Source organism: Mesorhizobium escarrei (assembly GCF_935825525.1).
GTDB classification, from domain to species: domain Bacteria; phylum Pseudomonadota; class Alphaproteobacteria; order Rhizobiales; family Rhizobiaceae; genus Mesorhizobium; species Mesorhizobium escarrei.
Genome location: NZ_CAKXZT010000152.1, coordinates 170,980 through 183,839, shown reverse-complemented (window position 1 = coordinate 183,839; position 12,860 = coordinate 170,980). Strand labels below are relative to the sequence as shown.

At 61.6% G+C, this 12,860-nt stretch carries 8 protein-coding genes and 1 tRNA gene; 4 read left to right on the top strand and 5 right to left on the bottom strand.

The genetic code is table 11. The features are described 5' to 3' along the window. The first annotated feature begins 314 nt into the window (after positions 1–314). On the top strand, positions 315–671 hold the full coding sequence (locus NMG80_RS28090) for a hypothetical protein (protein ID WP_254021111.1): 357 nt from the start codon (positions 315–317) through the stop codon (positions 669–671). A 1,087-nt stretch (positions 672–1,758) separates the two neighbouring features. On the opposite strand, the gene NMG80_RS28085 is transcribed toward NMG80_RS28090, so the two are convergent. Together NMG80_RS28085 and NMG80_RS28080 are read right to left on the bottom strand one after the other, a co-directional pair. Continuing rightward, a tRNA-Val gene (locus NMG80_RS28085) sits at positions 1,759–1,833 on the bottom strand. A 128-nt stretch (positions 1,834–1,961) separates the two neighbouring features. Next, positions 1,962–2,645 (bottom strand): phosphoglycolate phosphatase, encoded by a 684-nt coding sequence (locus NMG80_RS28080; protein WP_254021110.1) that lies wholly within the window; start codon positions 2,643–2,645, stop codon positions 1,962–1,964. 160 nt (positions 2,646–2,805) lie between these two features. Between NMG80_RS28080 and rpiA the strand changes: the two genes are divergently transcribed. The 3 genes from rpiA (at position 2,806) to gor (ending at position 5,621) form a co-directional block, all read left to right on the top strand. Beyond that, positions 2,806–3,534 (top strand): ribose-5-phosphate isomerase RpiA, encoded by a 729-nt coding sequence (rpiA, locus tag NMG80_RS28075; protein ID WP_254021109.1) that lies wholly within the window; start codon positions 2,806–2,808, stop codon positions 3,532–3,534. Next, positions 3,521–4,087: a DUF2059 domain-containing protein gene (locus NMG80_RS28070; protein ID WP_254021108.1), complete on the top strand. Its 567-nt coding sequence runs from the start codon at positions 3,521–3,523 to the stop codon at positions 4,085–4,087. The genes rpiA and NMG80_RS28070 overlap by 14 nt, the downstream gene beginning before the upstream one ends. 145 nt (positions 4,088–4,232) lie before the next feature. Then, on the top strand, positions 4,233–5,621 hold the full coding sequence (gor, locus tag NMG80_RS28065) for a glutathione-disulfide reductase (protein WP_254021107.1): 1,389 nt from the start codon (positions 4,233–4,235) through the stop codon (positions 5,619–5,621). A 145-nt stretch (positions 5,622–5,766) separates the two neighbouring features. On the opposite strand, the gene NMG80_RS28060 is transcribed toward gor, so the two are convergent. The 3 genes from NMG80_RS28060 to NMG80_RS28050 form a co-directional block, all read right to left on the bottom strand. Further along, on the bottom strand, positions 5,767–10,059 hold the full coding sequence (locus tag NMG80_RS28060) for a hypothetical protein (RefSeq protein WP_254021106.1): 4,293 nt from the start codon (positions 10,057–10,059) through the stop codon (positions 5,767–5,769). A 465-nt stretch (positions 10,060–10,524) separates the two neighbouring features. Next, entirely contained in the window at positions 10,525–10,719 is a 195-nt protein-coding gene (locus NMG80_RS28055; RefSeq protein ID WP_254021105.1) for a hypothetical protein, read from the bottom strand. Between the two features lie 130 nt (positions 10,720–10,849). Beyond that, positions 10,850–12,754 carry an ABC transporter ATP-binding protein/permease gene (locus tag NMG80_RS28050; protein WP_254021104.1) on the bottom strand — a complete coding sequence of 635 codons (1,905 nt, stop codon included), beginning with the start codon at positions 12,752–12,754 and terminating at the stop codon, positions 10,850–10,852. Positions 12,755–12,860: the final 106 nt, after the last annotated feature.

The following is a 12,860-nucleotide window of genomic DNA, read 5'->3' as shown; positions in this document are numbered from 1 at the left end:
ACGGCGATTTCCCCTCGTCAGTTCGCGGGCCACTGAGATAGCAGCTCACCTAGGACGATTTTATCGCCCGTCAACTTTCTCCCGGCCGCGTTCAGGGGAGCGGAGTTAAATCGTTGCGGCAAATCGCGGCGGCACTCAATCGCCGTGGCATGCCAGCACGCGGGACGGGACATGGACAGCGGTTCAAGTGACGCCGCTGCGGGAGCGGATACTTTTTGTCAGCAGACAATGTGGTCGCGTCCCAGAGCACCTCTCCGAACCGCTGCGCCAGTGCTATGGTGTGCGGGCATGATCAGACAGCAGGGATATGAGGCATGCCCGAAATCACCCGCCGTACACTTCTTGCGTTCACCGCCGTCGCCTCGCTCGTTGAGCCAACGTTTGCTGAAGGGGAAGGTGCCTCACCCGAATTGCAGGCGCTGATTGGAGCCCATGAGGCCGCCTATGTCGCGCTCCACAGGGTTGTTCATCGAGCGGGCAGCAACAGTCACGACCGCAAGAGGGCAGACCGGATTGAAGAGGAAGGATTACTGGCCATCTGCTCTTATCCTGCGATCAGCCGCGGCGACCGCCGAGCCAAGGCCGAGTATCTGTTAGCCACTGAGGCACGGGGCGAACTCGATCTGGAAGTGCACATGCAGGCCATCCTGCACTCGATGATGCGGGGCTGACGCCGTGTACGTTGACTATGGCGGAAACCGGCGGCGCTCGGCGTGCGGCTCATTATGAGGCCGTGGGGTGTTCTAGGCGGTCGACGACCCTCGCGATGCGTTCCACGTGGTTGTGGATGCCGTCCCGGGGGCGGATTGCCGAAGGCGGGGGTGGGGTCGAATGTGGGGCCACCCGATATGCAGGCGGCTGGTTTCAGCGGCAGGCCCAGTCGACAGCTGGGGAGGTAATGATCACAAATACCCACCGCTCGCTTCCAACGGAAGAGCATGGTCTGCGGTCTCCCACTGCACTGATCGGCCCCGACGATGTAGTGTGCGATCTGACGTGGAGCCCGCTGGGGCCGGTTCGTGGGGTCCGCCGCCCAATTACGCAGCGCGTCGTTGACCGAGGTGGAAACCGGAACGAGCTCGGCGAGGCTCGACGGCGGTCACGATGCTGTGGTGGTGATCGCAGTAGACGCGGTCCGGCGAAGTTGGCCCAGCACAAAAACGGTAACCGCCGGGCACCGAAGGGTCTTCGCGAACCGGAAAGCGGCACTGATCGCGGCCCAGCCTAATGAGAGGGACGTCGCCCGCGGGAAGTCTGGAATTGTCAAGCATGATGGTCTTTCAAGTTCATAAGTGATGGACCATTGCCGTGGCGCACTGACTTCCATCTTTGAAGGGCAGCGCGACCGCCTCAGGGTGGGCGAGTTTCTCGCACACGGCTGGTCGTGAACCGCTATGTGGTGTCGGACGCAGCTTCAACAAAGCCCGCGGCTTTGCTTTCGGAAGCCAGTTGTTGCGACTTAAGGCCACACTCGTAACCGCCGCTGCCAGCGTCCGTCCCCTGCAGCCCCTTCTGGTTCATCGGCAGGCGGAGGCACAGCGAAGAAGCAGAAGCCGTGCTGTCTGGGCAAGGTGCGCTGAAGCGGGGCTAACTCGGTAGTTACTGGCCTATGGCCGCGTTCTGCCCCTGCGGTGGGCTGTCGCGAAATTGAAAGCCGCGCTCCTTGGCGGTGACGACCCGGTGACGACCCGTTCGGCAACCGGCACATTTGCGGCCCTATCAGATCGCCGGTAACTGCTTGATTTTCTTGATAGTTTATGGTGGGCGATGCAGGGATTGAACCTGCGACCCCACCCGTGTGAAGGGTGTGCTCTCCCGCTGAGCTAATCGCCCGCTCGTTGCCCGAAGGCCAAGCGCGCCGCGATATAAGGGAGGCCGACCGGGGAAGTCAAGGCGATGTGCTGGCGTTCCGCCGAAGTCGGAATGCAACCCGGCCGGCAACGGCCCGGTCGCCGTCGCGCTCAGTGCCCGGCAGCAGCAATCAGGCGTTCGGCCAGACCAAGCGTCAGCGCATCGAAATGCGAGATCACCGCCGACGGTTCGAATTCGCGCACATGGCGGTCGGTGTAGCCGAAATCCACCGCCACCACGGGAATGCCGGCCGCCTTCGCCGTATCGATGTCGGTCTGCGAATCACCGACCATCAGCGCGCGGTGCGGATCGCCGCCGGCCCGCACGATGGTTTCGGTCAGATGGCGCGGGTCGGGCTTGCGGAACGCAAACGTGTCCTGGCCGCAAATCGCCGCGAAATGCTTCGCCAGGCCGAGCGCCTCGATCAGCGCCACCGAGTTGGCTTCGTATTTGTTCGTACAGACGGCCAGGAGATAGCCGGCTGCCTCGAATCGCGCGATCGTCTCGACGACGCCGGGGTAGGGGCGCGATTTGCCCGGGATGTTGTCGGTGTAGTGATCGAGGAACAGCTTTAGCAATCGGTCGTGTTCCTCCACCACCAGCGATCTCTGCTGCGCGGCGTGCGCGCGCTCGATCATCACCCGCCCGCCATGGCCGACGAAGCGCTTGAAGCCGGCCTCATCGACGGCTGCGAGTTCGCTGGCGGCAAGGCTGTGGTTGAGGCTGTCGAGCAGGTCCGGCGCTGTGTCGATCAGCGTCCCGTCAAGGTCGAACACGATGATCGGTCGGGTCATGGCTTGTCCTGTGACGATTGCGTGCCGGCAGGCGATAGCCGCTGCAGCCCATCCAGGCAAGCCGTGCCAACTCCACAGGGCGTCAATCCACAGGGCAAAGTCTTTGACCGGACGGGCAAAGATGCTAGGAGCGCCGAAACAAGCGAAATTCGGGGCAAGCATGGATGCGAGGCAACTGAAGGTCGAGGCCGCGCGGGCGGCACTTGCCCATGTCAGCGATGGCATGCGGCTTGGCATCGGCACCGGCTCGACGGCCGACGAGTTCGTGCGGCTGCTCGCCGAAAAGGTCGCCAACGGCCTCACCATTATCGGCGTGCCGACCTCGGAGCGCACAGCCATCCTCTGCGGCGAGCTTGGCGTGCAGCTGTCGACGCTGGAAGAAACGCCCGAGCTCGACCTTACCATTGACGGCGCCGACGAGATCGATCCGGCGCTGACATTGATCAAGGGCGGCGGCGGCGCGCTGCTGCGCGAAAAGATCGTGGCGGCGGCTTCCGCCCGCATGATCGTCATTGCCGACCGTTCGAAGATGGTCGAGACGCTCGGCCGTTTTCCACTGCCCATCGAGGTCAACCCGTTCGGCCTGCGTGCCACGGAAATCGCCGTCGCCGCGGCAGCCGGAAGCCTGGGCCTTTCCGGCCCCGTCACATTGAGGATGACGGGAAGCCAGCCTTTTATTACAGACGGCGGCCATTTTATCCTCGATGCATCTTTTGGCCGCATTCCGGATACAAGAGCGCTTTCGAATGCTCTCCATGCCATTCCGGGCGTGGTCGAGCATGGTCTTTTCATCGGGCTGGCATCAGCGGCCATCATAGCCGGCGACGGCGTTCAAACCGTCCATGCCGCCCGAAAACCAGGGAGTTCTACCGACTATGACGTTGCATAACCGGGTACGCCGTTTTTCTGCCATTCTGGCAGCTTCAGCCGTCTTTGCGTTTTCATCGCCGGCGTTCTCGCAGGACATCACCGACGGGCATCTGAAGGCGGCCCGCGCCGCAGTCGCGGCGATCGACGCGACGGACCCGTTCGACAGCATCCTGCCGCAGGCCGCCGCCGCGCTTCAGCAGCAACTCATCCAAAAGAACCCGGACATGCAGGAGTTGATCGGCAGAACGGTTAGCGAAAAGGCTCTGGCGCTGGCCTCTCGCCGCGCCGATCTCGAGAAGGAGGCGGCCATGGCCTATGCCAAGGTATTTTCCGAAAAAGAGCTTACCGAAATCGCCGCTTTCTACAATTCCGATTCCGGCAAGAAGCTGCTCGACAGCGGCCCAGCCGTAACGCGTGACCTGCTCAAGGCCGCCGACATCTGGCAGAACGGCGTCGCTCGCGATCTCGCCCAGCAGGTCGGCGAAACGCTGGCCGCGGCAGCAAAGGCCACAGCACCGGCAAATGCCGCGGCTCCTGCTGATGGCACGCAGCCGGAAGCACCGAAGAACTGAGCCTATTTTCCGGCGGCGTTATCGCTGCTGGACCGGAAAGCCCGCCTCCGTTGCGCGTCCGACAGGATGCGCTGCGTCCGGGCTTTTCTTTTGGTGGTTTGCAGCCTACCTGTCTCAGACATTTTGAAGGGCAAGGAGCCGCACCATGGCGGTCTATGACTACGATCTTTTTGTGATCGGCGGCGGCTCCGGTGGGGTGAGGGCGGCGCGCGTGGCGGCGGCACTCGGCAAGCGCGTCGGCATTGCCGAGGAATACCGCTATGGCGGCACCTGCGTCATCCGCGGCTGCGTGCCGAAGAAGCTCTATGTCTATGCCTCGCAATTTCCCGAGCACTTTGCCGACGCCGCCGGTTACGGCTGGACCGTGCCGCAGGCGAGCTTCGACTGGCAGACATTGGTTGCCAACAAGGATCGCGAGATCAGCCGGTTGGAAGCCATCTACAGGAAAAATGTCCAGGGCGCCGGCGGCGAGACGTTTCAGTCGCGCGCCATGCTGGTCGATCCGCATGGGGTGCAACTTCTCGGCGAGGATCGCACCGTCACCGCCGACCAGATTCTCATCGCCACCGGCGGCCGCCCGGCACCGCACCCGGCTCTGCCCGGCCATAATCATTGTATCTCTTCCAACGAGGCCTTCGATCTCAAGGAACTGCCGAAGGCGATCATGATCGAGGGCGGCGGCTATATTGCCGTCGAATTCGCCAACATCTTTCACGGCCTCGGCGTCGAAACGACGCTGGTCTACCGCGGCAAGGAGATCCTCTCCCGCTTCGACATGGATCTCAGGCGCATGCTGCACGAGACGATGGAAAAGAAGGGGATAAAAATCCTCTGCCATGCCGTATCCGAATGGGTCAGGAAGCGTCCGGACGGGCGCCTCGACGCTGTCGTCACCGGTGGCAGGGTGCTGACGGTCGATCAGGTCATGCTCGCCATCGGACGTCTCCCCAACACCGAAAACATGGGCCTTGAGGGCCTCGGCATCGAGATGACCAGGACCGGCGCTATCCATGTGGACCAATATTCGCGCACCAGCATCGACAACATCTGGGCGATCGGTGACGTCACCAACCGTGTGCAATTGACGCCGGTGGCGATCCATGAGGCGATGTGTTTCGTCGAGACCGCCTTCAAGGGCAACCCAACCGCGCCCGACCATGAGACGATTGCCACCGCGGTCTTCTCGCAGCCCGAGATCGGCACGGTCGGCCTGTCGGAAGACGAGGCCATAAAGCGTTTTTCCGACGTTGAGGTCTACCGCGCCACCTTCCGGCCGATGCGGAACACGCTGTCGGGCCGCGACGAAAAGATGCTGATGAAGCTGGTGGTCGACGGCGCCTCGAAAAAGGTGCTCGGCGCCCATATCCTCGGGCCTGATGCCGGCGAGATGGCGCAGCTTCTCGGCATTCCGCTGAAGGCCGGGCTGACCAAGGACGACTTCGATCGCACGATGGCCGTGCACCCGACCGCGGCGGAAGAACTCGTCACCATGTACAAGCCGACCTACCGGGTAAGGGACGGCGAGCGCGCCTGACGTTTTGCCCACACCGTCGCCAACGGAGCACTCGATGCTCGCAAGCAATGGCGCCGCACCACCCGACCACAATTTTGAACTGTCAAACAGCCCCTGCAAATGGCCATACTTGACAGTCCCGAAAGTTATTCAGGTTCGACTGCGCTCAGAATTTCACGGCACCACCCGTCTGGGCCTTTCCAGGCACGTTTGCCTCGTCGCCCTGAAGAGCCAGCCTACTCGCGCTGAATGCCTGCATATAGGGGCCGACATCGCTGATAATTTGTTCGATCCAATCCCGGTCAGTAGTCGGATAGCCCGCCTTTACGCTGCGGGAAGCATCGAAGGAGAACTCGGCGGTGAAGACCGGTCCGCATCTGGCGAGTTGCTGATTCGAAGGATCGAGCGGGCTCACCATCGCCATCGGCAGCATGGCGTCGGGTACCGGGCGACCATCCGGCAACGCGAGATTTGCGGGGACGCCATTCTCGCGCCAGGAGGCACTAAGAGCGGGACGCGCGCCGCCATGGCTGAAGGATGGCCGGCAGTCATTGCCAGCAGGTGTGGACCAGAAATTGCGCGTGCCGGCCTCAATCGTTCTCGTGATAGGCGTGCCATATTTGCTCCGCAACCCTTCGATCACTTCAGTCTCCGGCATTTGTTCCGGATCCAAATAGATTCGACGCCAAGCGGCGAGTACTCGTCCTTCGACGGCTGGCGCATCGTCGAAGATAGCGACGAATTCGCGCTCGTCGGCCGAAATGAAAAGCTTGCCCGACGTCGCGGGCGTGATTGATCCGGTCGGCTGGGCACCCGGACTGGCGCGCATTCCCGTGAGTACCCGCCCAACCCGCATGTGCCGCTGAATGATCGCTTCAGCCTCGTCAAAGGACATGCCAAGTTGGATGCCAATCATATCGGGTCCATAGGCCTCCCCCGCCTCAGGCTTGCGCAGCATTTCGGCGGATTTCATCTCAAACTTTCGAAGAAGGCCGGAAAGCGTCGCCGCCGGATCGGCTGACAGCCGGGCGATTTCCCGGCCGCTCGCATCGCGATAGGCGACCTCGACAAGATCGGCGTCCATGCGGATGAACGTCTGTGCTGGTGTCTTCTTCGATGCTCCTCCCGAAAACAGGTGCGCGGCCACATCGGGGGGCAGGAGGTCGAGATAGTGTGGCTTGGAGTCGACAGGCGCGATGGCGTTGATCTGGAGCGTGACCTCAGCGCTCAGTTTCTCCGCTTTCCCCAATGGCGGGGGTACCGGCAGGGAAGCTTCCGTGACGGTGAATATCTTCATTGGATCGGCATCAGGCCCGGAACCAACTTCACAGCCGACCTGATGAACGAAGGATGATGCCATCGGCTCAAGGCCAAGAGCCGCCACGCGCAACTCGTCTTCCACGCCCCAGGACCCTGCTCCGTTCATCGCGAGCCCCTTCTGAGCGATCGCGGCCCCTAATCCCCGCACGTTGCTCGCAATGCGGAATCTGTCTTCCTGTGTTAATGCATCGGATATGCAGGCCAAACTCTGCCAGCCGGCGAAGTCGACGCCGGGGCTACGCTCCACGTCAGCCTTGATTGTAAGCCGGATCGGGAACGCGGGAATGCGGGCGCGGGCCCAAGCAGCGAAATCCGGAAACAAGGCGCGTGCTTCCTCTGTGCCAGGAAGGCGCTTGCCTTCGACGAAGAACCGACCGCCAAACGGCTCACCTTTCTGTTCCAGGTGCCAGCGCTGAATGACCAGCCTCTCGAAGGCGTCATCCGTCTGGGTCGGATCAAGCGCAGCCGCAACAAGGGTATTGGTCAAGCCGCCAGAAAGGGCGACGGGAGCATCGAACAGCGCCGCGCCGGCGGGCGAGGCGGGCGCATCAACCGAAAAGCCGCCATCCAGCCGGGGAACGGCCTCAAAGGTCTGGCGCGCGATCTCGACGCCTTGCTCCTCCAGAATCAGGGATATCGGCTCGAGATGAAGAAGAAGCGCCTTGCTTGCTTCGGCGCTGACCGATTGCCGCGGACCGGTCTTGAAAACGGCTTTCCACAGCAGCCTGCGGCCAGCGAACGGAAGCATGGTCTCGCCGTCCACGTCGAGGACATAGAAATCAGGTCGATTGGGCAGTGTGAGAAGCAGATTGTCGAAGCCGCTGACACTCACAACCTGGTCGGATTGCAGCCCGATCGCCGCGATAGCACCGGAGTAGATTCCGGGACCCCCGTTGGCTTTCAGCGCTTGAAAAGTATAATGCCCGTCGCGATCGATGCTTACGTTCGTATAGTCGCCAACAAGCTCGATTTCGTCGGGTAAACCAGCCGCGTAGGCTATCGCCCAGCGCTTGAAGGCGGTGGAAACCGCGCCATCCTCACCATTGTCAAAAAAAGGACGCCGCGCGTTGTCGTGGGAAAGAACCTCTTTCGATTTCCCGGGCCGACTCCAGAACTCCCTGTCGCGATGCGCGACAAGTTCCACCAAACGTGCCCATACCTTTTCGGGCGCGTTCTCGCCGGCCTCGCCAACAATCCTGAGGTTAAGATAGAACTCGTCCAGCGGTACAGGCGACGCGACCACGAGCCGTTCGGGGATATCTCCCGATGAGAAAGAGTTGATCGGCTTGGTCACCGGGAAATCATAAAGCTTTCGCGTCAGATCGAGATTGTGGAGGCTGAGGGCGTTGAGACTGAACTCCAAGCGCGCGGTTTTCGGGTCGAAGGAAGCAAATTCAAGCACCGTAACTCGGCGCACCGTACGTTGGCCGGTCGCCGCGGGCATAGGAGAGTTGTGTTCCGCATATGGCCAGGAGTTCACTTCAGCAATGAAATCGCGCGCCGCGTCCGCGCTTTTCATAGGCAGAAATGGCTCCGGCCACTCGAAATTGGGAAAGAAAGAAACGTTCAACCAGGTGGGGACGTCCCTGCTCAGATCGACGGCGATGCTCGAGGGTTCCCCCATCGACCCGAACTGGTTGCTGTACCCACCGACAGGGAATCCCGTCTTCGCCTCGTCGTAGAGGCCAAGCGCAATGTCATCGACGAAGGCAATGGTCAGCGGCAGCTTCGGCGCAAGCGCTAGCACCATCTTTCCATACTTGTCGTGGAAGCTTCGCCTGGCCTCGGCGGTGGCGAATTCGTCCGCGCCGAGCCAGATGAGCCTGTCGCCGGCGCACTCATAGGGACGGGCGAACTGCGCAATGAACTCAGGGGTGAAAAGCGCACGAACGACCGTGCACTCATTCTGCTCAAGAAACTGAGGCATTGTTCCGAGCTTGACCAGGGTCAAGAAAACGGGGAAGGAAGCCCGATCGGCAGGGCCAAACAACGGGATACCATTGAAGTCATCGAAGCTTATGCTCTTGATGCCCGCCGGAAGGCCGCGCAGAGCGGCAAGACCGGCAGTTTGGGAAGACGGCGAGCCGCTCGCGTTAGCTTCCTGCCCGAGGACCGGGCTTGCCGCGGCCGCCAGCGCAGAGAGCCGCTCACTGTATGCTTGCGTCAGACACGCGCTGTCGGAACCACAGCGATCACGTTGCGCCATAAAATCTCTTTGCGCACTACGGGCCGCTTCAGTTTCCGACTGGTTGACGGTTGCGAAAAGCGCGGCTTCAAAAGCCGCCGACATTTTCACATCGAGCTGGCTCAATTCAGCCGATTCGCAAATCGCCTGTTCAGGGGGTGTTCTCGCGCGAGCGCAGTCAAAACTCGGTCCCCGCCCGGCCTCGACGGACGTGGGCCCCGCCACCATTTCGATCCATCGCCCGTGAGCCCACCCGGCGCGACAAGATCCAGTGTAAGGGTGCTCCGGTCCCGAGCCTTCGGTGCCGCAATCCTCGCGGCCGTAGGCGATCCCCACCCAGTCGCCGCGCTGGTCGCAGAGCCACACCGGTTCTCCGTTGTGAAGGCGGTCCAGCATGTGGTGGCTTGTTCCCGGCCCGGCCCTTACGGCCAGGAACCCGTCCCCTCCGGGTTTCAAGCCCCTTACGATGCCGCTGCTGCAGCTTGCCATCTGACCGTCGCCGGCCGCGACGGTCGCTGGCCCATCTGGTTGCATAAGCTGCTGCTGCGCCGAGGCCCGAAGGCCGAGCTTGCAGCGACGGAATTGTGCTCCAAATATGGACCTGATCTCGTCGGACTCCTCCGGCACTCCCTCCTCGAGCACCATAGGGCCCTCAGCTCCAAAGGGGGGCGGGGCAGCTACGAAGGCGAATTTCCGTCCGGGCCGCTTGCTGGTCGGGAGCCAGACGCGGTTGCCGTCGGCCTTTACGCCGCCATACAAAGTGCGGCTCGCGTTAATCCCGGTATATCGGTAGGTCTTGCCGCCGACGGTGATTGCGATGCTGTTCGCGGCCATCTCGATCTTCGGCGCATTTGTGTCGCTGCATCGTGTGCTCCACCTGCCCAGGAACTCTCCCGGCACCTCGTCCGCCAGAGCTAGACCAGGTGTGCCTACGAATAGGGCGACGACGACCATCCCGAAAGTCCGGAGCAGGGCTGTCGCTAAGCGCCCTTCCCATCGCCCCTTTTGGGCGTCATTAGCTAAGGCGGTCGAGTGCGATTTTGCCAGCGCCAGACCAGAGTTCCATCTGCGCATCACCATCCCCCGTGCTGAAGCCGGAACATGGAAATAACCAAGGCTTGGGGCAAATGCCCGCTTGCGGGGTGCCGTCTACTCCAAATTCGGTAGCAACCGTTACTGGTGGCCATCGCGGCACGCCTCGGTCATTCCCAAGCTATTCAGCTATTCTCTCATGCCTCCGGTTCGGGGCACAGCTGCTCAATGGGTCTAGCATGCCGATGGCAACGCTACCATTCGGAGTAAATCGATCGACCCAGACCTCCTCCAGGAAATGGGCATCGCTACCCTTACGCTGCCGCGAAAGTGTCGCTGATTTCCGTGATCTCAGCATCAGGCGGCATCGAGAACCGCCCTGTATGCCTATTTGGCGTAGAACCACAGGGCTGCTGCGGCCACCGAAATGGCTGCGACCGCTTTCCACGCCCGCACAATGACAACTGCCGGAACTATCGCCGCGCCAATCAGCCACCAGCCTGTGAGGCTGACATAATTGTGAAGCTCCCATGCGCTGACACCAAATGCCGGAACGAGAGCAAGAATTTCGTTTCTTGTCATGGCTTCACCGGTCGCGCGGGCTTCGCACGCGAGACATGCTCTGCACGAGCCCCTTTGCAATGGTGCAGCGCCACTCGACCGCAATTTCAGATCACCAATCCGGGAGTGAGCCAACGATATCTCGTCGCCGCTATTTCTGCCTTATGCGGCGAGGGAAGCGCAGCCATCTTTCCTCGACCGGCCTTGTTTCCTCGACTGGTCTGGGGTGCGCGAGGATGGTGGTGAGCTCGACCGGCAGGCTCGGCGCCAGCGGCTTCTTGGTCGCTACGCCATCCGCGATGGCAACGATGCTGTGGTAGAATTCGGCGCCTGAAAGCGACCTTGGCGGCACGGCCTCGTGCATGATCGAGATCACCGTGACATCTGGACAATTGTCCTTGATTGCCTGGTGGAAAGCAATCTTGCCTTCCGGATCGAGCGCCCCGGTCGCCTCGTCGAGGAACAGCAGCCCCGGCTGCTGCAGCACGATACGAGCGACAACCAGCTTCTGTTTCTGGCCGCCCGAAAGCACCTGGTCCCAGCTCATTCCGTCGCGGCTTTCATCGGCCATGTGTTCGATGAAATCGCCAAGGCCGGCCTTGTGCAGCGCCGATGCAACCTGCGTGTCAGTGTGATCGCGCTCTGAACCGGGCAGGCAGACCAGTTGCTTCAGCGAGACCTGCTGCAGCTTGACCTCTTGGGCGGCATAGAAACTCTCGACCCCTTCCGGGAAGACGATGGTACCGCGGCCATAGGGCCACAGACCGTTGATCGCCTTGATCAGCGATGTCTTGCCGCAGCCGGATTCGCCCTTCAGGAACGTCCACTCGCCACGCCGGAAGCGCAAATTCGCAGCGCTCAGGAAGGGCGTGGCGTCCTCGCCCTGATGGGTCAGCTCCAGTTTCTGGATGGTCAAGCCGAAAACCGGGTTCTGACGGTCGTAGCGGAAATCGGAACAACCGGTGAGACTGTAGAAGTCCTGCGGGTGTTGGACGTTTTCGATCGCGTTGGCGAGTTCGGTCACGCGTTGGCTGTTGGCGCGCAGCGCCGCAATGGAAGGCATGACATGGATGAACCACGAACATTGACCGATGAGCGAGTTGACCATCTCGGAGCCGGTTATGTAGCCCTTGAGGTCGAAACGGTTGTGGATGTAGGGCACCAGGCCCGGCGCATAGGCGACAATGCGGGCGCCGATGAAAGTGTAGACCAGCTCGAAAGAACGGTAGCTGGTGTTGACGATGTTCAGCCTTGCCCAGGTACGGTCGATGTCGACATAAAGCCGGTCGTGCATCGTCTTTTGCACATTCTCGCCCTGTGAGGCGGCGACGTGGAAACTGCGGCGCAGGAACGTGGTCAGTTCGCCGCGATAACTGCCTTCGGACTGCTGCATCCGGATGTTGAGCCGTTCCAGCAACCTGCCGAGCTTCACCGCGATCCAGGTGTTCAGCGGCACGTATATGGCGACCGCCAGAAATGCCAGGACCGCGCTGCCATAGCTGCCGAGGAACTCCAGCCCTTTCACCTCTGCCGAGGTTTCAAGCAGTTTCCGGCCGACGAAATAAAGCGATGTGCCGACAGCCATGACCCCCATGGCGAGGCCGATGGCTCCGCCGGTCATGTCCTTGATCGACTCCTGGACGCGCTGGTCGATGTTGTCGGGAGCAGCAGCACCGGAGGAACCGTGCTGAGCATGGAAATGCGTGTGATTGGTGTCGAGAAGCGCTGCGTTGAAACGGCTGTCCAGCCAACCGCGCCATTTGCGATGCAGCGTCGCCGAAACAAAAGTGCGGATGCCGGTAAAGCCCGCGTCCTTGAGCACGACCAGAAGGATGAGCACGCCGGCGTTGGTGAGCAGCGATGCGAGCGGCGTGGTGTTCGCGGCATCATGGTAAAAGGCAATAGAGTTGACCAGTTCCCCGGATGCTTCGGCGAACCAGACGCCAGCCTTGCTGGAGAGCGCGGTAAACAGCGCGATGACCAGCGTCAGCGTCCAGGCCTCCACCCAGCGGTCCGAGAACCAGTAGGCCCGCATCAGTCCCCAGAAGCTGCGCATCGAGGAAACCGGTGTCAGGAGCGGCGGCCTTGCGGCACCGCGGAGCCATTTTTCCGATATTGAATGTCGATCTGGTCTACCGACCCGAATCACAATCCCGCCCAAA